Origin of the sequence: Actinomadura montaniterrae, assembly GCF_008923365.1 — a bacterium.
GTDB classification, from domain to species: Bacteria; Actinomycetota; Actinomycetes; order Streptosporangiales; family Streptosporangiaceae; genus Spirillospora; species Spirillospora montaniterrae.
The window spans coordinates 1-23,549 of sequence record NZ_WBMR01000008.1; the positions used below are offsets into that span (position 1 = coordinate 1).

Genomic DNA, 23,549 nt, shown 5'->3' on the forward strand with positions numbered 1-23,549 from the left:
CCGGCGAGCCCCGCCCGGCCGTGCGGGCGGCGCCGGTGGCCGACCCCACCGGACGCCCCGCCGAGAGGCCGGAGACGACGGCGACGCGGCCGTCCGGCTCATCACGATGGACCCCACCGTATTTCCGTTCCGCTTGCGGGCCAGGGGTCCATCGTGATTAGGCTGTTACCACGGTGGCTCGAGATCCGCCGGGACGGTGCTGTGGGCGCCGTGACCGGTGGGACCACCGGCCACAGACGTGGCTCGTACCGATTTGGGCTGCGGTCGTTCCGCAGCGTCGTCCGCGCAGGTCCGTCCTGCCGCACATCCCTCGTGCGCCTGGCCGCGCCGTGCCGCCTCCCGCGTGCGCCTCCGCACGCGCCCGCGCCACGGCGCCCGCCGACGCCCGGACGACGGCCGACTCCGTACACCACGTCGAACGAGGTCGCATGCTCCCCGCTTCCGAAGGGCGCCGTCTCCGGGCCGCCCGTGTCCGCCTGTCCCGCAGCGCCCGCCGGTTCGTCCGCGCCGGGCAGCGGTCGCTCCGCCGCGGCACCGGCGGGCACCGCCATGGCACCGGCGGGCACCGCCGTGGCACTGGTGGGCACCGCCGCGCTCGTCCGCTCCGCCGCGTCCCGCGCGCCATGCGCTGGGCCTTGGCCTTCTTCTGCGCGCTGGCCGTCCTGGCGGCGGTCGCCGTCGTGATCGGCTACGCCCGGACGCCCGTCCCCACCGAGCCGCAGGACGGCGTCACCGACGAGGGCTCCACCGTCTACTACGCCGACGGCCGGACGCCGCTGTTCCGGCTGGGCGCGAACCGGCAGAGCGTCCGGCACGGCCAGATCCCGGACCGGCTGCGGTGGGCGGTGCTCGCCGCCGAGGACCGCGGCTTCTACCGCAACCGGGGCGTCTCGGTCTCGGGGACGTTCCGCGCGCTGCTCCGGGACGCGTCGGGCGGCGACGTCGAGGGCGGGTCCACGATCACCCAGCAGCTCGCCCGCAACTACTTCAAGGGCCTCAGCCGCGACCGGACGCCGGGCCGGAAGATCAAGGAGATCTTCGTGGCGCTGAAGCTGGACCGGCACCGCGCCAAGGACGAGATCCTCGACCTGTACCTGAACACCGTCCCCTTCGGACGGCAGACGTCGGGCGTGGAGGCGGCGGCGCGCGCCTACTTCGACAAGGACGTGTGGCAACTGGACGTCGCCGAGTGCGCGCTGCTCGCCGCGATGATCCAGCGCCCGGGCTACTTCCGGACGCAGGGCAACGGTGACGCGGCGCGCGCGCTGAAGGCCCGCTGGCGGTACGTGCTGGACGGCATGGTGTCGATGGGCAAGCTCGACCGGGCCGACGCGGACCGTCTCCGCTTCCCGCGCACGCGGGGAGTGTGGCGCGGCGTCAGCGTGTCCGGCCAGGGGCTGCTGGCGCGCCAGCGGGTGCTGGACGAGCTGGAGGGCGCCGGCATTCCCGCGAGCGCCGTCGTGAACGGAAAGCTGAAGATCTACACCGGCCTCGACCCGCGCTGGATGGCGTACGCGGAAGAGGCCATGCGGGGCGCGCGCGAGCCGCAATGGCCGAAGGACGTGCGCGCCGGGCTCGTCGCGGTGGACCCCGCCGACGGCGCGGTCAAGGCGTTCTACTCCGGCGATCCGAAGCGCGGCGTGTACGACTCGGTGTTCGAGCCGGTCGCGCAGGCGGCGTCGACGTTCAAGCCGTACGTGCTGGCCGCCGCGCTGCGCCGCGGCTTCAACGTCCGGACGGCGGTGCCGGGCAGGTCGCCGCTGCGGTTCGCCCCGGACGGGAGCGTCACGCCGATGACCGCGCCGGGCTACCGGGTCTCCAACGACGAGAAGATCGGCTCGCTGGGGACGATCGACCTGGTCGAGGCGATGGAGCTGTCGGTGAACACCGGATTCGTGAAGGCGGCGCTGAAGACCGGGATCGCGAACGTGGCGGAAACTGCGCGGCGTTTCGGGGTGCCGGAGTCGGCGCTGCGCCCGTACCGGGGGCAGGCGGGGCTCGCGCTCGGCATCGCGAACGTGTCGGCGGCCGTGCAGGCGGCGGGGTACGCGGCGTTCGCCAACGGCGGCACCGCCGTCATCCCGCACCTGGTCACCAGGGTCGTCGACGCGCGCGGGCGGCGGGTGCCGCTGCCGTGGGACCGGCCGGGCGGCCGCGTCCTGACCGGCGAGCAGGCGGCGCAGGCGACGTACGCGATGCGCGCGGTCGTCACCGGCGGGACGGGGCGGCGGGCCGCGCTGCCGGACCGCGACGCGGCGGGCAAGACCGGCACGTCCGACGGCAACCACGCCGCCTGGTTCGTCGGGTACGTCCCGCAGCTGTCGGCGTCCGTGGTGATGACGCGCGCGGAGCCCGGCCCGCTCGAGGGGCTGCCCGGCCATCCCGGGCGGGTCGCCGGGGAGGACCTGCCGTCCTCGGTGTGGCACGCGTTCATGGCGAAGGTCACGCGCGGCATGCCGACGGAGCCGTTCGCCGAGCCGGCGTTCACCGGCACCGCCGCGAACTGGGACGACACGGTCGAGAAGAAGGAGCCGGGCGGCCCGGCGGCCGGACGCGGGGCGCCCTCGGCCGGCGCGTCGCAGGCGCCGTCCCGGACACCGGATCCGGGCGGCTCGTCCGGCGCGCCCGCCGACGCGCGGAGCCGCAGAAAGTGGTGCGCGACGCCCGGCAACGAGGACGCGGCGGCCTGCGCCGGGCGGTGACTCGGGCGGGCGGCCGTCCGGCGCCGCGAGCCGGCAGGGCGGCGCCGCGAGTCGACAGGGCGGCGGCGAGCGGTTAACGTCGCGACGTCCGATGCGAGCAGACGACCACGTCGGGGGGCCTGGTCAGGTGCGTGCCATTGATGTCCGCGGATGACCGTTCGCGATCGGCCGGAACCGCCCGGCGGCGGCCCCGGCGAAGGCGCGCTGCGCTCGGACGACCGCGGTTCGGACGGTTGCCGCTCGCGGCGGCGCTGGCGCTGGTGGTGCCGCTGGCCGGCTGCGGGGGCGGCGACGGCGGGAAGGGCCCGTCCGCGCACCACGGCTCCCCCGGCGCGTCCGGAACGTCCGGGAAGAAGGCGCCCGTGACGAAGGCCCCGGACGCGTGGGTCCCCGGATACGTCGCGAAGATGAGCCTGCGGGAGAAGGTCGGGCAGCTGTTCGTGCCGACGTTCTCCAGCCGCGCGAGCGCCCTGGCGATCATCCGGAAGTACCACGTCGGCGGGTTCATCTACTTCCCGGAGAACTTCGGGTCACCCGCCACGACGGCCGAGCAGTCGAACGCGCTGCAGAAGGCGTCCATGGTCCCGCTGCTGCTCGGCGTGGACGAGGAGCAGGGCATCGTGTCGCGGACGCCGTTCATCACCCGCTTCCCCGGCAACATGGCGCTGGGAGCGACGCACAGCGCCGCGGACGCGCGCGCCGCCGCGCAGGTCACCGGCACCGAGCTGCGCGCGGTCGGGATCAACCTGGACTACGCGCCCGACGCCGACGTCAACGTGAACCCGCGCAACCCGGTGATCGGGCTGCGCTCGTTCGGCTCCGACCCGTCGCGGGTGTCGCCGCTGCTCACCGCGGCGATCGCCGGGTACCAGGGCGCCGGGGTCGCCGCGACGGCCAAGCACTTCCCCGGGCACGGCGACACCGCGACCGACAGCCACACCGGCCTGCCGGTGATCACCCATTCGGCGGCGCAGTGGCGGAAGCTGGACGCGCCGCCGTTCGAGGCCGCGATCGACGCCGGCGTCGACCTGGTCATGACGGCGCACATCGTGGTGCCGGGGCTCGACAAGTCGGGCGACCCGTCCACGCTGTCGAAGACGGTGCTGACCGGGCTGCTGCGCGGCGACCTCGGCTACAAGGGCGTGATCACCACGGACTCGCTGCAGATGGCGGGCGTCCGGGAGAAGTACGGCGACGCGGTCGTGCCCGTCCGGGCGATCAACGCTGGCGCCGACCAGCTGCTGATGCCGCCGAGCCTGTCCAAGGCGTACAACGCGGTGCTGAAGGCCGTGCAGTCCGGGAAGATCACGCAGCAGCGGCTCGACGAGTCCGTCACCCGGATCCTGGACCTCAAGCAGAAGCGGGGGCTGTTCAAGGCGCCGCCCGCCGACCCGGCGAAGGCGTCCGCGCAGATCGGCACGCCGCAGCAGAAGGCGACCGCGCGGCGCGTCGCCGAGCACGCCGTCACGCTCGTCCGCAACGACCGCGGGCTGCTGCCGCTGAAGGGCAAGAAGGTCAGCGTCACCGGCCCGGGCAGCGAGGCGCTCGGCGCCGCGCTGCGCGAGCGGGGCGTGGCGACGGCCGCGCCGGGCGCCGCCGACGTCCACGTGCTGACCACCGTGAACGCCGGGACGGCCACGGCCGCGCGGGTCCGCGCGCTGGCGTCCAGGCCGGTCGTGGTCGCGGCGCTCGGCCGCCCCTACGACCTCGACCACGCCGCCGGGGCCGCCGCGACGCTCGCGACGTACTCGTCCGGCGCGACGTCGATCGGCGCGCTCGCGGGGGTGCTGTCCGGCGCGGTGAAGCCGGTCGGGAAGCTGCCGGTGCCCGCGGGCGGGCAACCCGTTGGTCACGGCTTGTCGTATTGATGGACGCGGGGCCCCGCGAGCTGGGAAGATCGGCCCGCCTTCGCACCCCCGGGAGGTCCCCGTGCGCGTTCGTCCGTTCCTGCCCGCTCTGTCCCTGCTGCCCGCGCTGGCCCTCGGCCTCGGCGCCTGCGGCGGGAAGGAGGAGGCGGGGATGCCGCCGCTGACGCCCGAGCCGGGCGACTCCCGGCTCGTCGACGTCACCGCCCCGGCGAAGGACAGCCTTCCCGCGCGGCTGGTGCTCTACAAGTTCCTGCGGGGCGTCGCCGCCGGGAACGTCAAGGTCTGCGGCTTCCTGGCCCCCGCGTACGACCGGGCGGCGTTCGGCCGCGCGGGCGGCTGCAAGGCCGGCGGGCTCGCCGCGGCCCGCGCGAAGCTGCGTCCCGCCGACCTGGTGGCGCTGCGCGGCGTGACCGTCCCGACCTGCGACGACGGGCCGGGCGACGGCGAGTACACGGTCGCGTTCGGCGACCTGAAGTGGAAGGGCGACCCGGCGCGTCCCGGCGGCGTCCTGGCCGCGAAGTTCACCCTCCGCAAGACCGGAGCCCGCTGGCTCATCACCGCCTGACGGCGCGCCCGCAGCGCACGCGCCGCCTTGACGGGCGCGCCCGCATTGGACGCGCCCGCAGCGGACGCGTCCGGGGAAAGGAACGCTCGCGACGGGCCGCCCACCCCGACGACCCGCCGCGAGCGCGTTCAGATGCCGAGCTCCGCGAGGCCCGGCAGGTGGGAGCGGGCCGCCTCGCGCGCCTGCTCGGCGGAGCGGGCGGCACGGGCCGCCTCCGCGGCGCGGCGGCATTCGGCCAGCGTGTGCCGGGCCAGCGCGGCCCGGACGAGCGGGAGGGACGGGGCGCTCATCGACAGCGACGTCACGCCGAGCCCGACCAGGACGCAGGCGAGCGCCGGGTCGGCGGCGGCCTCGCCACAGACCCCGCACGGGACGCCCGCCGCGGCCGCCGGGGCGACCAGGTCGAGCACGGCGGGCTGCCACGGGTCCTGCAGGTGCGCGAGGCCGCCGACCTGCCGGTCGGCTGCGCACGCGTACTGGGTCAGGTCGTTGGTGCCGATGCTGAAGAACTCCACCTCCGGCGCGAGGTCGCGGGCGCGCAGCGCGGCGGCGGGCACCTCGATCATGACGCCGGGGTGCTCGATGCCGGCCTCGCGGCAGGCTCCGGCGAAGAACGCGGCCTCCGCCGCGTCCGTCACCATCGGGGCCATGACCTGCAGCTTCACGCTGAGCCCGGCGGCGGCGCGGGCGAGCGCGGCGAGCTGGGCGGTCAGCACGTCCGGGTGCCGGCGCGCCAACCGCAGCCCGCGCTCGCCGAGCGCCGGGTTCGGCTCCTCGCCGGGGGGCGGGAGGAACGCGAGGGGCTTGTCGGCGCCGGCGTCGAGCGTCCGGACGACCACGCGGCCCTCCGGGAACGCCTCCAGCACCTTGCGGTAGGCGTCCTCCTGCTCGTCGTCGGACGGCGGTACCGAACGGTCGAGGAACAGGAACTCGGTGCGGTACAGGCCGACGCCCTCCGCGTCGTTCGCCAGCGCGGCGTCGAGGTCCTTCGGGCCGCCGACGTTCGCCAGCAGCGGGACCGCGTGCCCGTCCTTCGTCGCGCCCGGCCCGGACGTCTCCGCGAGCGCGGAGTCGCGGGCCGCGCCCGCGGCGAGCGCGGCGGCGACCTCGGCCTCGGTCGGGTCGGGGCGGACGGTCCCGGCGGCCCCGTCCACGAGGACGCGGGTGCCGTCGGCGAGGTCCGTCGCGCCCGGCAGCGCCACCACGGCCGGAACGCCCATCGTGCGGGCGAGGATCGCGGTGTGGCTGGTCGGGCCGCCCTCCTCGGTGACGAACGCGACGACCTGCGCCGGGTCGAGCACCGCGGTGTCGGCGGGCGCGAGGTCCCGCGCGACCAGCACGAACGGCTCGTCCGACTCCGGCACGCCGGGCATCGGCAGGTCGAGGAGGCGGGCGATCGCGCGGTCCCGGATGTCGTCGAGGTCGCTGACCCGGGCGGCCATGTACTCCCCCGCCCCGGCGAGCATCTCCCGGTACACCCCGAACGCCTCGAACACGGCGCGGGCCGCGGCCGTGCCCTCGCCGATCTTGGCGGTGACGCCGTCGGCGAGGCCGGGGTCGCGGGCCATGAGCGCCTGCGCGTTCAGCACGTCCTGGCCGTCGGTGTTACCGGCCGCCGCCGCGCGCGCGCCGCGCTCCTCAAGGTCGGCGGCGACCGCTTCCAGCGCGGCCAGCGCACCGTCCCGTTCGGCCGCGGCGTCGCCGCCGTGCCGGGAACCGGCGTCCGGTTCAGGGACGGCGCCGGCGATGCGCCGCACCGGTCCCACGCCCACCCCCGGGCTGACGCCCGCGCCGCGCAGGACCTCAGGCACCTTCCGGCTCCGGCGTGGACAGCAGCGCCTCCAGGCTGTCCAGCAGCTCGTCGGCGCCCTCACCGTCGGCGGACAGCACGACCTCTTCGCCGTGCCGGGCGTCCATGCCGAGCACCGCGAGGATGCTCTTGGCGTTCACCGGCGAGCCGCCGCGCTTGGCCACGGTCACGTCCATCGGCGCCTTGGCCGCGGTCTGGACGAACAGCGCGGCCGGCCGCGCGTGCAGCCCCACCCTGGACTCGATCTTGACGTTGCGCTCGCTCACAGAATCTCCCTTGCGGCGCCGCGCACCCGCAGCGCGGGGCCCGGCTCGACATTGACTTCCTTCAGGTCCGCGACGACGTGGTCCGCCTCGGCGAGCGCCGCCACCGGCTGGGTGGTGGCGACGCCGACGCAGGCCATCCCGGCCGCCTTCACGGCCGCGACGCCCGCGGGCGCGTCCTCGAACCCGACCGCCTCGCCCGGCGGGACGCCGAGGTCGCGCGCGGCGGCCAGGTACCCCTCCGGGTGCGGCTTGCCGGTGACGACGTCCCCGGCGGTGACCACGATGTCCATCAGGTCGCGGACGCCCAGCGCGGCCAGCAGCCGCTCGGCGTACGGGCGCTGCCCCGACGTGACGACGGCCAGCGGGACGCCCGCGTCCGCCAGCGACCGCACCAGCTCGACGGCCCCCGGCACGGGGACGTCCTCCGGGATCCCGTCCGCCGTCTCGTACGACACCGCCTGCTCGAACAGCTCCTCGGCGGTGCGGCCGGGGAACAGGTGCGCCAGGTCCTCCAGCACCTCGATGCCGCGGCGCCCGGCGAACGAGGAGATCAGCTCGTCGTCGTACGGCACGCCGTGCGCCTCGAACAGCCGCGCCCACATCACCCGGTTGCGCGGCTCGGTGTCCATCAGGGTGCCGTCGAGGTCGAACACCGCCGCGCGCAGGCCGATCAGCGCCATCCGGTCAGCTCCATGTGAACAGCTCGGCCCCCTTGACGACCTCGCCCGCCTCGACGACGTCCGACAGCGCGTCGGCGCCGGCGTCCAGCGCCACCACGGCGCAGATCGGCGAGCGGCCGCCCGCCTCGATGACGGCGGGGTCCCAGGCGACGACCCGCTGGCCGGCGGTGACCTGGTCGCCCTCGGCGACCAGCAGCTCGAACCCCTGGCCCTTGAGCTTGACGGTGTCGATGCCGAGGTGCACGAGGACGCCGTGCTCCTCCTCGTCCACCACCACGTAGGCGTGCGGGTGCAGCTTGACGATCTTGCCGGTGACCGGGGCGATGGCGTGGCCGGGGCCGCGCTCGGGGTCGACGGCGGTGCCCGGGCCGACCATGGCCTGGGCGAACACCGGGTCCGGGACGCCGGCGAGGCCGACCACCCGGCCGGCGACCGGGGACAGTACTCGGGTCATGAGCGGGGGTTTCCTTCGGGTCAGTCGAGGATGTCCTCGATGTCGCTGGCGATGGTGTCGGCCTCCGGGCCGACGACGACCTGCACGACGGTGCCGCTGCGCATGACGCCGAACGCGCCGGCCTTCTTCAGCGCCGCCTCGTCGACCTTGCCGCCGTCGGAGACCTCGGTGCGCAGCCGGGTCGCGCAGGGCTCGATCTCCACGATGTTGTCGGCGCCGCCCAGCGCGGCGACGATGGCCTCGGCCTTGTCCATGTCGTTCTCTTCTCTCGGTGCGTCCGGTCAGTCCGTCTGGGTGACCTTGTTGAGGCCGCGCGGGACGTCGGGGTCGACGCCGAGCCGGCGGGCCAGGTTCTCGACCAGGATCTGGCCGGGGACGATGAGGCCCAGCGGCGCCACCCATTCGGGCAGGCCCGGGCCGGGCAGCGCGGCGGAGCAGGCCTGCGCCAGCCCGTCGCCGCCGCCGACGCCGAACGCCCTGGCGCCGGCGCTCTCGACGCGGCGGGCCAGCGCGATCGTGCCGGGCAGCGTCGGGCCGGAGTCGGCCGCGACGAGCAGCGCGGGGGTCTGCTCGTCGACCACGGCGATCGGGCCGTGCAGCAGGTCGGCGTAGGACAGGCCCATGGCGTGCAGGTAGCACGCCTCCTTGATCTTCAGCGCGAGCTCCAGCGCGGTGCCGAACGCGATGCCACGCCCCGACACGACCGCGCCGGGGACCTTCGCCAGCTCCTCGACGATCGCGGGCAGCGCCGGGGACGCCTCGGTCTCCGCGATCATCCGCGCGACCTCGTCGGGGACGCGGCGCAGGTCGTCGACGGCGACGTCGGCGCCGAGCCCGAGACCGAGCACCGACAGCGCGGCGAGCTGGGTGGTGTAGGTCTTGGTGGCGGGGACGGCGATCTCGTCGCCCGCCTCGGTGATCAGCGCGACCTCGGCGGCCTCCGCGAGCGGCGACCCGGCGCCGTTGGTGACGGCGACGGTGCGGGCGCCGCAGTCCCTCGCCCAGTCGAGGGTCTCGACGATCTCCTCGGTCTTGCCGGACTGGCTGATCGCGACGGCGAGCACCCCGGACAGGTCGAGGCGCCGCCTGTAGGTCGTCGCGATGGACGGGGCGGCGAGGGTGGCGAGCCGCCCGGCGTGCGACTCCACCAGGTAGCGGCCGTACACGGCGGCGTTGTCGGACGAGCCGCGCGCGATGAACAGCACCTGCCGCGTCTCCCGGGCGAGCGCCCCGATGTCGGGCGTGCGCGGCAGCAGCGCGTCGATCGTCCGGCGCAGCGCGTCGGGCTGCTCACCGATCTCGGCGCGCATCAGACTGGTCATGATCCCCCTCCGAAGAGTTCCTGCCCGTTGATCCAGGTCGTACGCGCCCGATGGTCCGGCCCGAGCCAGACGAGGTCGGCGGCCGCGCCGGGCGCGATGCGGCCGAGGTCGGGACGGCCGATGAGGTCGGCCGGGACGCGGGTGGCGGCGTCGACCGCGGCGGCCGGGTCGACGCCGAGCCCGATGGCGTTGCCGACCGCCTCGTCGAGGCGCAGGCCGGAGCCGGCGATGGTGCCGTCGGCGCGCAGCGGCGGGCCCTGCTCGGGCATGGTGATCGGCTCGCCGCCCAGCTCGTAGGTGCCGGGCGGCATCCCGGCGGCGGACGCGGCGTCGGTGACGAGCACGACGCGTCCGGCGGCGGCGCGGAACACCAGCCGCGCGGTCTCCGGGCCGACGTGGTGCAGGTCGAGGATGAGGCCGGGGTGCAGCCGGTCGTCGATGAGCGCCTGGACGGCCACGCCGGGGTCGCGGTGGTGGACGCCGCTCTGCGCGTTGAAGATGTGGGTGACCTTGCGGGCGCCGGCGTCGGCCGCGGCGGCGGTCTGCGCGGCGGTCGCGTCGCTGTGCCCGACGCTGACCAGCACCCCTGCCCCGGTGAGGCGGCGGATCGCGTCGAGCGCGCCGTTCCGCTCGGGGGCGAGGGTGACGAGCTTGACGAGCCCGGTCTCCAGCAGCGTCCCGACCGCTTCGGGCGTCGGGTCGGTGAGGTGCGCGGCGTTGTGCGCGCCCTTGCGCTTCTCGGAGAGGAACGGCCCCTCCAGGTGGACGCCGAGCACGCGGGTGCCGGGCGGCAGCTTCGGCAGCAGGTCGCGGGTGCGGCGCAGCGCCTCGGCCTGCGTCGCGACGGGCGCGGTGATGAACGTGGGCAGGAACGAGGTCACGCCCGTCTCGGGGAGCCGGGTGACGACCTCGCGCCAGCCGGTCTCGCCGGCGTCCACCATGTCGTGGCCGAAGAAGCCGTTGACCTGGAGGTCGACCAGGCCGGGGGCGAGCAGCCCGTCCGCCAGGTGCACGTCGGCGCCGGACGGGACGCCCTCGCCCGCCTCGGTGATGACACCGTCCTCGACGCGGACGTATCCCGGGGAGACGACGCGGGTAGGACCGTCCGCGGGGGTCATGATCACGCGCTCCGCGGTGATCAGCAGTGATGCCATGGGGGTGCACTCTCCGTGATGCGACCGGCCGCCGCCTGCGCGGCGAACTGGTCTAGTCCGGACTAGACCAGTACGCACCATACTCCACGAATCGGATGGAGCTAAAGATGTCGGCCCGAACTCATCCGGGATCGGCCCGGGACGCCTGGTCGGCGACGTTCGCGGTGCTGCAGCGGATCGGCCGCAGCCTCATGCTGCCGATCGCGGTGCTGCCCGCCGCCGGGATCCTGCTCCGCCTCGGCCAGCCCGACCTGCTCGGCGCGGACGGGCTCGGCGCCGACCGGGTCGCCGAGGTGTTCGCCGCCGCCGGCGGCGCGCTGCTGGACAACCTCGCGATCCTGTTCGCGGTCGGCGTCGCGATCGGGTTCGCGAAGAAGTCCGACGGCTCCACGGCGCTCGCCGCCGTCGCCGCCTACCTCGTCTTCGACCGCGTCTCCAAGACGATGTTCGCGCACAGCTCGGCGCTGAAGGACAGCGTCGTCCAGCTCGTCCGGCAGGAAGACGGCTCCCTCAAGGAGACGATCGGGTACGGGCTCATCAACCCGACGCAGGTCATCGGCGGCATCGCGGTCGGGCTCATGGTCGCGCTGCTGTACCAGCGGTTCTACCGGATCAAGCTGCCGTCCTGGCTGGCGTTCTTCGGCGGCCGCCGGTTCGTCCCGATCGTCAGCGCGGCCGCCGCGCTCGTCCTCGGCGTCGTGGTCGGGCTGATCTGGCCGACGCTCGGCGGCTGGATCAACGACTTCGGCGACTGGATCACCGGCGCGGGCGCGGCCGGCGCCGGCGTCTACGGGGTAGCGAACCGGCTGCTGCTGCCCTTCGGCCTGCACCACATCCTGAACTCGCTGATCTGGTTCGTGTTCGGGTCGTACAAGGGCCCGCAGGGCGTCGTGCACGGCGAGATCAACCGGTACCTGGCGGGCGACCCGCACGCCGGGACGTTCCTCGCCGGGTTCTTCCCCGTGCTGATGTTCGGGCTGCCCGGCGCGGCGCTGGCGATCTGGCGGTGCGCCGAACCGGACCGGCGCGGCGCCGTCGGCGGGCTGATGATCTCCGCGGCGCTGACCGCGTTCGTCTGCGGGGTGACCGAGCCGATCGAGTTCTCGTTCATGTTCGTCGCGCCGCTGCTGTACGGGATCCACGTCGTGCTGACCGGCGTCTCGATGTACCTGCTCGCGGCGGCGCACGCGCAGCTCGGGTTCAGCTTCTCCGCCGGGCTGATCGACCTGCTGCTGAACGCGACCAAGAGCAACACCCGCCATCTGTGGTACGTCGTCGGGCTCGGCGTGGTCTACTTCTTCGTCTACTACCTGGTCTTCAGCTTCGTGATCAAGAAGTTCGGGCTGGCGACGCCGGGCCGCGAGCCGGCCGAGGACGCGCCGCCGCAGGCCCGCCCGGACGCCCCGCCGGAGCCCGCCACATGAGCCCTGACCTGCACGTTCACCTGATCTTGCCGCCCCGGGGCCGTGACCCGGTCGTTACGGTTTCGTGCATTGACACGACTTTCTATGATGTGGTCTAGTCCGGCCTAGACCAGTACGAACCAAGTCGATTCACGCGTCACCCCATCATTCCCGTCAATCCCGTCGATACGGCCGCAGAGGCCATCGAGGACACCCCCAGTGACGACCATCGATCCGCACAGCCCCGTCCCGAAGTACTTCCAGCTGCGCGCCATCCTGCTCGACCTCATCGAGAGCGCCGAGCTGCCCGTCGACGCCCCGATCCCCTCGGAGCGCGAGCTGTGCGTGCGGTACGGGCTGTCCCGCATGACCGTCCGGCAGGGCGTCGACCAGCTCGTGTCGGAGGGGCGGCTGTACCGCGTCCCCGGCAAGGGCACCTTCGTCGCCCGGCCCAAGATCGAGATGCCGCTGCGGCTCGTCTCGTTCACCGAGGACATGCTCGCGCGCGGGCTGCGGCCCGGCGCCGTCGACCTGGACCGCCGCACCGTCCCCGCGGACGCCCGGCTGGCCCGGATCTTCGAGGTCGAGCCCGGCACCGAGATCCACGTGATCGAGCGGCTGCGCACGGCCGACGGCGATCCCATGGCGCTCGAACGCGCGCACATCCTCGCCTCCCTCGCCCCCGACCTGCTGGACCGCCGCCTCGCCGACCGCTCCCTGTACGGCGTCCTCGAAGCGGTGTACGGGCTGGTCTTCGACGCCGGCGACCAGACCATCGACGCCAGCCTGGCGGACGCGGCCGACGCCAAGCACCTGCAGATCCCCAAGGGCAGCGCCGTGCTGCTCCTGCAGCGCCGCTCCTACACCGGAGGCGTCTGCGCCGAGCTGGGCGTGTCGACCTACCGGGCCGACCGCTACCAGATCCACACGGCACTCGGAAATCCCCCGCCGCACTCCTGACACACCCCCTGAGGAGGAACCTCCCGATGACTTCGACCACCGTGGACGCCGCGCCGCGGCGGGGGTCGCGCGCCCTCGCGGTGCTGCAGCGGATCGGCCGCAGCCTCATGCTGCCGATCGCCGTGCTGCCCGCCGCCGCGCTGCTGCTCCGCTTCGGCCAGCCGGACATGCTCGGCAAGGACGGCCTCGGCTGGATCCGGGTCGCCGAGGTCGTCGGCGGCGCCGGCCAGGCCCTGTTCGACCACCTGCCGCTGCTGTTCGCGGTCGGCGTCGCGATCGGCTTCGCCAAGAAGTCCGACGGCTCCACCGCGCTCGCCGCCGTCGTCGGCTACCTGGTCTTCGACCAGGTCACCAAGATCATGTTCTCGCACTCGGCCGACCTCAAGGGCCAGGTGCTGATCACCAAGGTGACCGACGGGACCGCCGCGCCGGCCATCGACTTCGGCGCCAAGAACCCGACGGACGTGCTCGGCGGCATCCTCATCGGCGTCGTCGCCGCCCTGCTCTACCAGCGCTTCTACCGGGTGAAGCTGCCCACCTACCTGGCGTTCTTCGGCGGCCGCCGGTTCGTCCCGATCGTCACCGCGCTCGCCGCGCTGGTCCTCGGCGTGCTGATCGGCTTCATCTGGCCGGTGTTCGGCGGCTGGCTCACCGACTTCGGCAACTGGATCACCGGCGCGGGCGCCGCGGGCGCCGGCATCTACGGCGTCGTCAACCGGCTGCTGCTGCCGTTCGGCCTGCACCACATCCCGAACTCGCTCATCTGGTTCGTGTTCGGCTCCTACAACGGCCCGGACGGCGTCGTGCACGGCGAGATCAACCGGTACCTCGCCGGCGACCCGCACTCGGGCGGCTTCCTCGCCGGGTTCTTCCCGGTGCTGATGTTCGGCCTGCCCGGCGCCGCGCTCGCGATGTGGCGCGCCGCGCCCCCGCACCGCCGCTCCGCGGTCGGCGGCATCATGATCTCCGCCGCGCTCACCGCGTTCGTCACCGGCGTCACCGAGCCGATCGAGTTCGCGTTCATGTTCGTCGCGCCCGTGCTGTACGCGGTGCACGTCGTCCTCACCGGCGTGTCGATGGCGATCCTCAACGCGGCCGGCGCCCAGCTCGGCTTCGGGTTCTCGGCGGGCGGCATCGACATGCTGCTGAACGCGTCGAAGGACAACACCAAGGGGCTCCCGCTCATCATCGGCATGGGAATCCTCTATTTCGTCATCTACTACTTCCTGTTCAAGTTCCTGATCGTGAAGTTCAACTTCGCGACGCCGGGACGCGAACCGGAGGACGTGGAGTCCGTCGCCGCCGACCCGGGCTCGAACCCGGAACTGGCGGGCGGCGGGAAGAAGCCGTCACGCCGCCGCAAGCCGGACGCGCAGGAGGCCGAACCCGCCGAGTCCCCGTCCCCGACGACCGGCTGACACCTGCTTCGTCGCCCATCAACGGCGGCGGGACGCCCTTCCGTGGCGCCCGCCGCCGTTCCCTTTCCAGGCAAGCCGTTCTGCTTCCGCGCGCGCCACCTGCTTCCGCGCGCGCCACCTGCTTCCGCGCAGCCGTTCTGCTTGCGCGAGGGCCGTTCGCTTGCGCTTAAAAGACGCCCCACCCACCCGGGGGCGGACCTCGCTACCGCCCAAGTCAACCCCTCGCCGGCCTCCACCGCCGACAGAACCCCGTTCTGTGGATAACCCCGTCCCAGACGGCCGCCTGAGCAGCCACGACAGGGCGCCGACGGACGGCCGGCTCGGCAAAAGTGGCCGCAGTCGGCCATGGATGTATTTTTTCGCCGCCTCACGACTCCAGTTCAAAAACGAGTCGGGAGGTTCTCGATGGGTCACCGTCCAGCCAAGCGCCCTGCGGTCCGGGTCGTCCCATACCGCGCCGTTCCAGCACGCGCCGTTCCGTCACAGCGGACGGACGGCGCGCTCGCCCTCAACCCCGCCCAGACGAGTGCGAGGCGGCGGCCCGCCGCGTCCGAGCAGAAGCCCGAGGCGCCACCGGGCAGCGTCGTGCGGCCGGTTCATCGAGCGACGCCGGGGCCCCTGCGGGTGGTGCGGCCCGGGGACGGGGTCGAGGCGGAGGTCCGGGCCGTCGCCGACACCACGCTGCGGATCGTCGTCGAAGTACTCGCCGGGACGCGCCCGCCGCACCAGCTGTCGCTGGTCGCGGTGCCGGCGGTGTGCCGCGGCCTCGCGCCGCACCGCCGCGCGGTCCCCGGCGGGCGGCGGATCGTCCCGCCGCGGGTGCTGTCCAGCCGGTTCCAGCGGCCGTCCCGCACCGTCGCCGAAACGTCCGCCGTGGTCGTCGTCGCGGGACGCGTGCACGCCGTCGCGCTGCGCCTCCAGCACCTGCGCGGACGGTGGCGCTGCACGGCCGTCGAGACCACCGCCCCCTGACGCATCGATCCCCCTGACGCGCCGAACCTCGAAACACGGCGAACCCGAAACGCGGCGAGGCGGCCTCCCGGACACCCGGGAGGCCGCCTCGTCAGGGCGTGACCCTACTTCTTGTTGCGCGGGTCGCCGTGGCAGCGCTTGAACTTCTTGCCGGAACCGCACGGGCACGGGTCGTTGCGGTTCACGCCCGCGTACTCGTCGTCCGCCTCCTCGGTGTGGTGCTCCACGCCGCCCTCACCGTCGACGGTCGGCGCCGAGTAGTCCAGCTTCTTCGGACGCTTCGGCTCGTCGAGGCCCTTGGCGTGGATGACCGGCTCCTCGTCGGCCTCCGCGTCCACCGGAACGTCGTCGACCGGCTCCGCCTCCCCGGCGGCCGGGGCGGTCTTCGCGACCGACACCGGCTTCGCGCCGACCTGCGGGGCCTCCGGCTGCTCCTCCACCTCGACCTCGAGGTTGAACAGGTAGCCGACCGACTCCTCCTTGATGCCGTCGAGCATCGCGTTGAACATGTCGTAGCCCTCGCGCTGGTACTCCACCAGCGGGTCGCGCTGCGCCATGGCCCGCAGGCCGATGCCCTCCTGCAGGTAGTCCATCTCGTACAGGTGCTCGCGCCACTTGCGGTCCAGCACCGACAGCACGACGCGGCGCTCCAGCTCCCGCATGACCTCGGGGCCGAGCTCCTCCTCGCGCTTGTCGTACGCCTCCTGCGCGTCGTCGCGGATCTTCGCGGCGAGCGTCTCCGCGTCCAGGCCCGAGATGTCGCCGCCCGCCTCGTCCTCGACGAGCTGGTCGACGGTGAGGCTGATCGGGTACAGCTGCTTGAACGCCTTCCACAGCTTCTCGAGGTCCCAGTCCTCGGCGAAGCCCTCGTTGGTGGCGCCCGCGACGTAGCCCGCGACGACCTCGTCGATCATCCGGCGGACCTGGTCGTGCAGGTCCTCGCCCTCCAGCACCTTGCGGCGCTCGGCGTAGATGACCTTGCGCTGCCGGTTCAGCACCTCGTCGTACTTCAGGACGTTCTTGCGCATCTCGAAGTTCTGCTGCTCGACCTGGCTCTGCGCCGAGCGGATCGCGTTCGAGACGATCTTGGACTCGATCGGCACGTCGTCCGGGATGTTCAGGCGCGTCATGATCGCCTCGACCCGGGCCGAGTTGAACAGCCGCATCAGGTCGTCCTCGAGCGACAGGTAGAACCGGGACTCGCCCGGGTCGCCCTGCCGGCCGGACCGGCCGCGCAGCTGGTTGTCGATGCGCCGCGACTCGTGCCGCTCGGTCGCGAGCACGTACAGGCCGCCGATCTCGACGACCTCCTCGTGCTCGCCCTTCACGGCCTCCTTGGCCTTCTCCAGCGCCTCCGGCCAGGCCGCCTCGTACTCCTCCGGAGTCTCCAGCGGCGACAGCCCGCGCTGGTGCAGCTCCAGGTCCGCGCGGAAGTCGGGGTTGCCGCCGAGCATGATGTCGGTGCCGCGGCCCGCCATGTTCGTCGCGACGGTGACGCCGCCCTTGCGGCCCGCCTCCGCGACGATCGCCGACTCCTGCTCGTGGTGCTTGGCGTTCAGCACCTGGTGCGGGATGCCGCGCCGCTTGAGCATCTTGCTCAGCTTCTCGGACTTCTCCACCGACGTCGTGCCGACCAGGACCGGCTGGCCCTTCTCGTGCCGCTCGGCGATGTCGTCGACCACGGCCTCGAACTTGGCCTGCTCGGTCTTGTAGACGACGTCCGCGACGTCCTGGCGGATCATCGGCTTGTTCGTCGGGATCGGCACCACGCCGATCTTGTAGGTCTTGTTGAACTCCGCCGCCTCGGTCTCGGCGGTACCGGTCATCCCGGACAGCTTGCCGTAGAGGCGGAAGTAGTTCTGCAGGGTGATCGTGGCGAGCGTCTGGTTCTCGTCCTTGATCGCCACGCCCTCTTTGGCCTCGATGGCCTGGTGCATGCCCTCGTTGTAGCGGCGGCCGTGCAGGATGCGGCCGGTGAACTCGTCGACGATCAGGACCTCGCCGTTCATGACGACGTAGTCCTTGTCGCGCTTGTACAGCTCCTTGGCCTTCAGCGCGTTGTTGAGGAAGCTCACCAGCGGCGTGTTCACCGAGTCGTAGAGGTTGTCGATGCCGAGGTAGTCCTCGACCTTCTCCACGCCGGACTCGGTGATGCCGACCGTGCGCTTCTTCTCGTTCACCTCGTAGTCGCCGGGGCCGTACTCGTCGACCTGCCCGGCGGTGCTCACCAGCTCCGCCCGCTTCAGCCGCGGGACGATCTTGGCGAACTCCGAGTACCACTTGGAGTTCTGCTCGGCCGGACCGGAGATGATCAGCGGCGTCCGGGCCTCGTCGATGAGGATCGAGTCGACCTCGTCCACGATCGCGAAGTTGTGCCCCCGCTGGACGCACTCCTCCAGGCTCCACGCCATGTTGTCGCGCAGGTAGTCGAACCCGAACTCGTTGTTCGTCCCGTAGGTGATGTCGGCGTTGTAGGCCACGCGGCGCTCGTCCGGGGTCATCTGCGGGAGGATGACGCCGACCTCGAGGCCGAGGAACTGGTGGACGCGGCCCATCCACTCGGCGTCGCGCTTGGCCAGGTAGTCGTTCACCGTGACCACGTGCACGCCCTCGCCGGACAGCGCGTTCAGGTACGCCGGGAGTACACAGGTCAGGGTCTTGCCCTCACCCGTCTTCATCTCCGCGATGTTGCCCATGTGCAGCGCCGCGCCGCCCATGATCTGGACGTCGTAGTGGCGCTGGCCGAGGACCCGCTTGGCGGCCTCCCGGGCGGTCGCGAACGCCTCGGGGAGCAGGTCGTCGAGGGACTCCCCCTCGGCGATGCGCTCGCGGTACTTGTCGGTCAGCTCACGCAACTCGGCGTCGGACATGTCGACGAAGTCTTCTTCGATCGAGTTGACCTGATCCGCGAGCTTCTTGAGCTTGCGCAGAATTTTTCCCTCGCCCGCACGAAGGATCTTATCGATGACTGGCGGCACTCTCGAAGGCTCCTTGCAGATCGTGGTTCACCGCTCCCGGCGGCACGCACACCACTCGTACGATGCCCATCGTAGGCGAGACCCAGAATGGTCTAGGTCACTCCGCAGCGCAATCCACGGCCCGTCCCGTTTGACGGACGGGGCCGGGGAGAAGATCTGAGGCACCATCGGAGGGAGGCTCAATGTCCGGAGAGTCGCACGGGTCCCACGCCGGCCGGCCGAGTTCCTGGGTCGCCGTCACGATCATCTTCATCGGCTTCGTGGTGGGCGGTGTCGCACTCTGCAACGGCCCCATGTGGATCATGTTCTGGGTCGGTGTCGGGATCATCGTCCTCGGCCTGCTGGCCAGCTGGGCGGTCCACCTGTTCTCCGACGTGGTGCTGGACGCCCCGCGGGTGATCCCCGAGATCGTCGACTACACGCTCTTCGGCTCGCGCAGCGCGAAGCGGCGCGGCGGCGACGCCGGCGAGATCCTCGACCGCCCCACCGCCACCGACCCCCAGCAAACCCCCCACGGCTGACCCCCCACAACGCTGTGCTGCTTTCGGGCTGCTTTCGGGCTGCTTTCGGGCTGCTTCCGGGCTGCTTCCGGGCTGCTTCCGGGTCAGGCGGGGCCGGTCTTGAGGGCGGCTTCTACGAGGGCGCGGTCGACGCCGTCCGGGACGATCCGCTCGACGCGGACGTCGTCGCAGCCGACCCACGCCGCCGCACGCCACAGTGCCGTGGCCAGCGCCGCGGCGGACGCCTCCGCGCGGCCGGCGGTCCTGGTGGCCCACGGCTCGAACGACACCTGGCGGGCGACGAGGGTGCCGCCCTCCCGCGCCGGGTCGACCCGGCCGAGCAGGCGCCCGCCGGCCAGCAGCGGCATCGCGAAGTATCCGTGGACGCGCTTGTCCTTCGGGACGTACGCCTCCAGCCGGTGGTCGAACCCGAACACGCGGGACGTCCGCGCCCGGTCCCACACCAGCGAGTCGAACGGCGACAGCAGCGTGGTGGCGTGCCGCCCGCGCGCCGGGGCGGCGAGGGCCTCCGGGTCGGCCCAGGCCTGCTGCTTCCAGCCCGCCACCTTCACCGGGACGAGCCCGGCCGCCTCGACGACCGCCGCCACCTGGTCCTGCTTGAGCCGGTAGTAGTCGGCGAGGTCGCCGCGCGTCGCCACGCCGAGCGCCCGCCCCGACCGGGCGACGAGGGCCGTCAGGCACGCCTCGTCGTCCGGGTCCTGCGCGAGCAGCTCCGCGGGGACGGCCCGTTCCGCGAGGTCGTAGACCCGCCGCCAGCCCACCCGCTCGACGCACACGGCCTCGCCGATGTCGAGCAGCCACTCGATGCCGATCTTGTGCTCGCTCCAGTCCCACCATTCGGCGCTGGCCTTGGCACCGCCGAGCTCCTTCGTGGTCAGCGGGCCGTCCGAGCGCAGCCGGGCCCGGATCTCGTCGCAGACCCCTTCGGGGACCTTGTGCCAGCGCCAGCCCCGCCGCAGGTAGGCGCGGCGGCGGAACGCGAACAGCGGCCAGTCGCGCATCGGCAGGATCGACGCCGCGTGCGCCCAGTACTCGAACGCGCCGAACGAGCCGTTCCCCCAGTAGGCGGTCTCGATCGCGCCGCGCCCGACGGGCCCCAGCCGCGCGTACGGCACCAGTTCGTGCGACCGGGCCAGCACCGAGATCGTGTCGAGCTGGACGGCGCCGAGCCGTTCCAGCATGCCCGTCACGCCGCCCCTCGGCCGCGGGGGGGGGGGGGGGGGGGGGGCGGGCCGGCGGCCCCCGGCCCCGGCGGCCGGGCCCCCGGCCTCGACCACGCCCGCGATGCTAGGCCACAACACCGACAAAACCACATTGCCGGTAACCGGGTCGCGGGTCAGGTGATCTCGAGGAGCTTCTCCCGGACGGCGTAGACGACCGCTTCCATGCGCGAGTGGAGCTGGAGCTTCTCGAGGATGTTGCGGACGTGGTTCTTCACCGTGTTCTCGGAGATGAACAGCTCCCGCGCGATCTCCCGGTTGCCGAGACCGCGGGCGACGAGCCGCAGCACCTCCATCTCGCGCTCGGTGAGGCGGGGCGCGGGGACCTGCTGGGTGCGCTCCTCGCTCCGCTTGGCGAGCGAGGCGAACTCGGTGATCAGCTTGGACGCCATGGACGGGCTGATCAGCGACTGCCCGCCGTGCACGGCGCGGACCGCCTGCGGGACCTCGTCGATCGAGATCTCCTTGAGCAGGTAGCCACTGGCCCCGGCCTTGATCGCTTCGAAGAGGTCCTCCTCCTCGTCGCTGATCGTCAGCATCACGATCTTGGCGCTGGGCGCCGCGTCCTTGATCGCGGTACACGCCTCGATGCCGCTGCGGCGGGGCATCCGGATGTCCATCAGCACCACGTCGGGCAGCAGGTCGCCGGCCATCTCGACCGCCTCGTGGCCGTCGCCGCCCTCGCCGATGACCTCGATGTCGTCCTCGGCCTGCAGCACCATCTCCAGGCCTCTGCGGAACAGCGCGTGGTCGTCGACGATGAGCACGCGGATCGGGTCGGCCGCATCGCCCGGCCGCGCGGCCCGCCGCTCGGCGGGGGTGGCGGCGGCGCCGCCCTGCCGGGGCACCGTCACGGCTTCGCGAGCCTCGGGATTCTCGCTCACCTGAGTCGCGGCGTGGAGGAGACGCCGCTTCCCCCCTTCACTGTCAGTGATCTGAAACTACCGGAGGGTCGGGGCTCCAGGGTCGCCCCCGGAGTTCTTCGCGGGGCCCGGGGTCGCCCCCGGAACGGTCGGGCCGGGACCGCCCCGGCGCGATACCGGCGGCGGCAACGCCCCTCAGCCCCTACGTTACGGGGTTTTCCGCCGTTCCCAGCGTCTCGCGGGGCCGACGTCTCCTGACAAAATCCGGGAGGGCCGGCCGGCCCGGACGCTCCACGTCACCCCGGCGGGGTGCGCGGGCCGTCCGGGGCCGTGCCGATCCCGGTGTCGCGTCCGCGTTCTCAGGCGCCGCTCCTCACTCCTCGACGAGCCTGATCACTCCGTAGTCCCAGCCCCTTCTGCGGTAGACGACCGAGGGGTGCCCGGTGGCCTTGTCGCGGTAGAGGAAGAAGTCGTGCCCCACGAGTTCCATCTCGAAGAGCGCCTGCTCGATGCCCATCGGCTCGGCCTTGTGGAACTTCTCGCGGACGACGACGGGCCCGTCGCCCTCCATCGGGATGGGGACGATGCTCTCGTCCGCCGGCGCCCCGCTCCGCGCGGTGCCGGTCTCCTCCTCGGCGACCGCCGTCGCCGTGCGCCCGCCACCGGACGCCGGCTCCGGCACGGGAGCGGTCAGCGGCGTCGGCTCGGGGAGCGGTTCCATCGTGGCGAGCTTGGCGCGGCCCTTGCCGCCGTGGGCCTTGCGGCGCCCGCAGTCGCGGCGCAGCCGCGACTCCAGCTTGTCGAGCGCCAGGTCGAGGGCTCCGTAGCGGTCGTCGGCGGCGGCCTCGGCCCGGATCACCGGGCCGCGGGAGCGGATCGTGAGCTCCACACGTTCGCGCTGGTCGGCGAGCCGCGGGTTGCGTTCCTCGGACACCTCCACATCCACGCGGATGACCTTCTGGTCGAGCCGCTCGATCTTGGCCAGTTTGCTGTCGACGTGCCGACGGAACCTGTCGTTGACCTCGGTGTGCCGGCCCCTCACGATGATGTCCACGCGGGACCCCCCTTCTCCCGGTTGCGATTCACGCCCGATCCGGGACCCCTGACGGCCCCGTACGGGCACCACAGCACGGTGGGTCGCACCCGCCCGGCCGACCTGGTCTTCGTCCCCACATCCGCCTGCTGAGGGGCTCGCGGCGCTCTCGCCACTACTGCCCTTCTCCCGGTTCGGGGGATGTCGGATCCCTCGACGGGGCAGGACTTACCTCTAAGGCGCACCGTGATCGGTCGACGAGAAGTCGCCTTACGTGGGCCGTTTCGCCTGCGCCTGGCATCGGCTAGCCGGATCGTCTGCCGTGCTCCTGACGAGCACTGCGATCCGACGCAACCACGGACCCGGGCGGGTGCCATGTCAGGAACGCTAACCCCTTACGCCACGAATGTCAGGGGGGTGAGGCGAGGAAAAACTCACTGAACGTCATCGAGGGCCACCACTGCGCCGTCCTCCGCCCCGCCCCCGCCGCGCGCCGGGGACCGCTGAGGCCCCTGGTTCCGGGCGGTCCGCGCCGTTGTACCGCGCAGGTCAGGCCGCCGTACCCGCCCGGTGAGTTTGAGAAAATCTGTACCCCCGCGATGAAGCGATGTGACCCGAATTACCCCCTATGTCGCCGACCGGTGCCCGGCCGCCGCTCTACGCGGCTACGTAAGGTAGCTACCTGCCGTTCCAGGACGCCGGCGTGAAGAAAGTCACCAGCGCCGTCGCAGCGGGGTGGCCGCCACGGTCGCCGCCGCGACGACGTCCGCGCCCGCCGCCCGGAGCGCACGCGCCGCCTCGGCCAGCGACGCCCCGGTCGTGATCACGTCGTCGACCAGGACGACCCGTCGCCCGGCGAGAGCTGCTCGCCCGACCGCCTCCAGCGCGCCGCTCAGGTTGTCCCGGCGCGCCCTGGCGCCGAGCCCCGCCTGGTCGGCGACCCGACGGCACTGGCGCAGCCCACCCACCGCGACCACCGGGACGCCGCCCGCCCGCAGCCGCCGCACGGCCACCGCCACGGCCTGCCTCATGGGATCGTGCCCGCGCCGCCGCGCCGCTCCCCGCCCCGACGGAACCCACACGACCGGCATCAGCTCCCCCGACGCCGCCCATGCGCCGCCCGCAGCCGCCCCACCCGGCGAGGCCCCAGAGGCGCCATGCGGCGGCCCCGGCCCGCTCGGTGGGGGTGTCGTGGAGGCGGGGGGCTGTGGCGCCGGGAGGGCGGCGTCCACTGCTGTGGCCAGGGCCTCCCCTAGCGGGGTGGCCAGAGCCGTTCTTCCGTGCTCTTTGTAGGCGGAAAAGATCTTCGGGACGGGGCCCTCGTAGGCGGCGACCGTCCACAGGGGTGGGAGACCCGGGG

General features: G+C 73.0%; 20 protein-coding genes. 8 read left to right on the forward strand and 12 right to left on the reverse strand.

Annotated elements, in window-relative coordinates:
• Positions 1–428 precede the first annotated feature (428 nt).
• The 3 genes from F9B16_RS04835 (at position 429) to F9B16_RS04845 (ending at position 5,135) form a co-directional block, all read left to right on the forward strand.
• Positions 429–2,702, forward strand: a complete 2,274-nt coding sequence (locus F9B16_RS04835; RefSeq protein WP_151538608.1) for a transglycosylase domain-containing protein — start codon at positions 429–431, stop codon at positions 2,700–2,702.
• Between the two features lie 233 nt (positions 2,703–2,935).
• Positions 2,936–4,570, forward strand: coding sequence for a glycoside hydrolase family 3 protein (locus tag F9B16_RS04840; protein ID WP_225991354.1), 1,635 nt, complete (start codon positions 2,936–2,938; stop codon positions 4,568–4,570).
• 61 nt (positions 4,571–4,631) lie between these two features.
• Complete coding sequence (locus F9B16_RS04845; RefSeq protein ID WP_151538610.1) at positions 4,632–5,135, forward strand: hypothetical protein; 504 nt, start codon at positions 4,632–4,634, stop codon at positions 5,133–5,135.
• 128 nt (positions 5,136–5,263) lie between these two features.
• Here F9B16_RS04845 and ptsP read toward each other — a convergent pair whose 3' ends face one another.
• From ptsP to nagA, 7 genes are read right to left on the reverse strand one after another with little or no spacing between them, the layout of a single operon-like run.
• Positions 5,264–6,946 (reverse strand): phosphoenolpyruvate--protein phosphotransferase, encoded by a 1,683-nt coding sequence (ptsP, locus tag F9B16_RS04850; protein WP_151538611.1) that lies wholly within the window; start codon positions 6,944–6,946, stop codon positions 5,264–5,266.
• On the reverse strand, positions 6,939–7,211 hold the full coding sequence (locus F9B16_RS04855) for an HPr family phosphocarrier protein (RefSeq protein WP_151538612.1): 273 nt from the start codon (positions 7,209–7,211) through the stop codon (positions 6,939–6,941). Before F9B16_RS04855 ends, ptsP begins: the two co-directional genes overlap by 8 nt.
• Complete coding sequence (locus F9B16_RS04860; RefSeq protein WP_151538613.1) at positions 7,208–7,891, reverse strand: HAD family hydrolase; 684 nt, start codon at positions 7,889–7,891, stop codon at positions 7,208–7,210. Before F9B16_RS04860 ends, F9B16_RS04855 begins: the two co-directional genes overlap by 4 nt.
• 4 nt (positions 7,892–7,895) lie before the next feature.
• Positions 7,896–8,345 carry a PTS sugar transporter subunit IIA gene (locus F9B16_RS04865; RefSeq protein ID WP_151538614.1) on the reverse strand — a complete coding sequence of 150 codons (450 nt, stop codon included), beginning with the start codon at positions 8,343–8,345 and terminating at the stop codon, positions 7,896–7,898.
• A 20-nt stretch (positions 8,346–8,365) separates the two neighbouring features.
• Complete coding sequence (locus F9B16_RS04870) at positions 8,366–8,599, reverse strand: glucose PTS transporter subunit EIIB (RefSeq protein ID WP_151538615.1); 234 nt, start codon at positions 8,597–8,599, stop codon at positions 8,366–8,368.
• 27 nt (positions 8,600–8,626) lie between these two features.
• On the reverse strand, positions 8,627–9,667 hold the full coding sequence (locus F9B16_RS04875; RefSeq protein ID WP_151538616.1) for an SIS domain-containing protein: 1,041 nt from the start codon (positions 9,665–9,667) through the stop codon (positions 8,627–8,629).
• Positions 9,664–10,821, reverse strand: a complete 1,158-nt coding sequence (gene nagA / locus F9B16_RS04880) for an N-acetylglucosamine-6-phosphate deacetylase (protein ID WP_151538617.1) — start codon at positions 10,819–10,821, stop codon at positions 9,664–9,666. Before nagA ends, F9B16_RS04875 begins: the two co-directional genes overlap by 4 nt.
• A gap of 107 nt (positions 10,822–10,928) precedes the next feature.
• Here nagA and F9B16_RS04885 point away from each other — a divergent pair, with 107 nt between their 5' ends.
• The 4 genes from F9B16_RS04885 (at position 10,929) to F9B16_RS54045 (ending at position 15,574) form a co-directional block, all read left to right on the forward strand.
• The gene (locus tag F9B16_RS04885; protein WP_151538618.1) at positions 10,929–12,245 is read left to right on the forward strand and encodes a PTS transporter subunit EIIC; all 1,317 of its coding nucleotides are present in this window, start codon (positions 10,929–10,931) and stop codon (positions 12,243–12,245) included.
• Between the two features lie 198 nt (positions 12,246–12,443).
• Complete coding sequence (locus tag F9B16_RS04890) at positions 12,444–13,184, forward strand: GntR family transcriptional regulator (protein WP_151538619.1); 741 nt, start codon at positions 12,444–12,446, stop codon at positions 13,182–13,184.
• A gap of 26 nt (positions 13,185–13,210) precedes the next feature.
• A complete protein-coding gene (locus F9B16_RS04895; RefSeq protein ID WP_151538620.1) occupies positions 13,211–14,602 on the forward strand; it encodes a PTS transporter subunit EIIC in 1,392 nt (463 codons plus the stop codon).
• Between the two features lie 627 nt (positions 14,603–15,229).
• A complete protein-coding gene (locus tag F9B16_RS54045; RefSeq protein WP_151538621.1) occupies positions 15,230–15,574 on the forward strand; it encodes an Rv3235 family protein in 345 nt (114 codons plus the stop codon).
• 104 nt (positions 15,575–15,678) lie between these two features.
• Here the strand turns inward: F9B16_RS54045 and secA are convergent, their stop codons facing one another.
• A complete protein-coding gene (gene secA, locus F9B16_RS04905) occupies positions 15,679–18,552 on the reverse strand; it encodes a preprotein translocase subunit SecA (RefSeq protein ID WP_151538622.1) in 2,874 nt (957 codons plus the stop codon).
• A gap of 182 nt (positions 18,553–18,734) precedes the next feature.
• Between secA and F9B16_RS04910 the strand changes: the two genes are divergently transcribed.
• Complete coding sequence (locus F9B16_RS04910; protein ID WP_151538623.1) at positions 18,735–19,073, forward strand: HGxxPAAW family protein; 339 nt, start codon at positions 18,735–18,737, stop codon at positions 19,071–19,073.
• An 83-nt stretch (positions 19,074–19,156) separates the two neighbouring features.
• Here the strand turns inward: F9B16_RS04910 and F9B16_RS04915 are convergent, their stop codons facing one another.
• The 4 genes from F9B16_RS04915 to F9B16_RS52420 all read right to left on the reverse strand — a co-directional run bounded on the left by F9B16_RS04915 (position 19,157) and on the right by F9B16_RS52420 (position 23,220).
• Positions 19,157–20,254 (reverse strand): winged helix-turn-helix domain-containing protein, encoded by a 1,098-nt coding sequence (locus tag F9B16_RS04915; RefSeq protein ID WP_151538673.1) that lies wholly within the window; start codon positions 20,252–20,254, stop codon positions 19,157–19,159.
• Between the two features lie 155 nt (positions 20,255–20,409).
• Positions 20,410–21,141, reverse strand: coding sequence for a response regulator (locus F9B16_RS04920; RefSeq protein ID WP_151538674.1), 732 nt, complete (start codon positions 21,139–21,141; stop codon positions 20,410–20,412).
• Between the two features lie 388 nt (positions 21,142–21,529).
• Positions 21,530–22,210 carry a ribosome hibernation-promoting factor, HPF/YfiA family gene (gene hpf, locus F9B16_RS04925; RefSeq protein WP_151538624.1) on the reverse strand — a complete coding sequence of 227 codons (681 nt, stop codon included), beginning with the start codon at positions 22,208–22,210 and terminating at the stop codon, positions 21,530–21,532.
• Between the two features lie 692 nt (positions 22,211–22,902).
• A complete protein-coding gene (locus F9B16_RS52420; protein ID WP_225991356.1) occupies positions 22,903–23,220 on the reverse strand; it encodes a ComF family protein in 318 nt (105 codons plus the stop codon).
• Positions 23,221–23,549 lie beyond the last annotated feature (329 nt).

Excerpts from the sequence above, each read along its gene's own strand:
- F9B16_RS04835 (WP_151538608.1), top strand. The coding sequence starts at position 429 with ATGCTCCCCGCTTCCGAAGGGCGCCGTCTCCGGGCCGCCCGTGTCCGC.
- F9B16_RS04860 (WP_151538613.1), bottom strand. The coding sequence starts at position 7,891 with ATGGCGCTGATCGGCCTGCGCGCGGCGGTGTTCGACCTCGACGGCACC.
- F9B16_RS04865 (WP_151538614.1), bottom strand. The coding sequence starts at position 8,345 with ATGACCCGAGTACTGTCCCCGGTCGCCGGCCGGGTGGTCGGCCTCGCC.
- F9B16_RS04870 (WP_151538615.1), bottom strand. The coding sequence starts at position 8,599 with ATGGACAAGGCCGAGGCCATCGTCGCCGCGCTGGGCGGCGCCGACAAC.
- F9B16_RS04875 (WP_151538616.1), bottom strand. The coding sequence starts at position 9,667 with ATGACCAGTCTGATGCGCGCCGAGATCGGTGAGCAGCCCGACGCGCTG.
- nagA (WP_151538617.1), bottom strand. The coding sequence starts at position 10,821 with ATGGCATCACTGCTGATCACCGCGGAGCGCGTGATCATGACCCCCGCG.
- F9B16_RS04885 (WP_151538618.1), top strand. The coding sequence starts at position 10,929 with ATGTCGGCCCGAACTCATCCGGGATCGGCCCGGGACGCCTGGTCGGCG.
- F9B16_RS04895 (WP_151538620.1), top strand. The coding sequence starts at position 13,211 with ATGACTTCGACCACCGTGGACGCCGCGCCGCGGCGGGGGTCGCGCGCC.
- F9B16_RS04910 (WP_151538623.1), top strand. The coding sequence starts at position 18,735 with ATGTCCGGAGAGTCGCACGGGTCCCACGCCGGCCGGCCGAGTTCCTGG.
- F9B16_RS04915 (WP_151538673.1), bottom strand. The coding sequence starts at position 20,254 with ATGCTGGAACGGCTCGGCGCCGTCCAGCTCGACACGATCTCGGTGCTG.
- F9B16_RS52420 (WP_225991356.1), bottom strand. The coding sequence starts at position 23,220 with ATGAGGCAGGCCGTGGCGGTGGCCGTGCGGCGGCTGCGGGCGGGCGGC.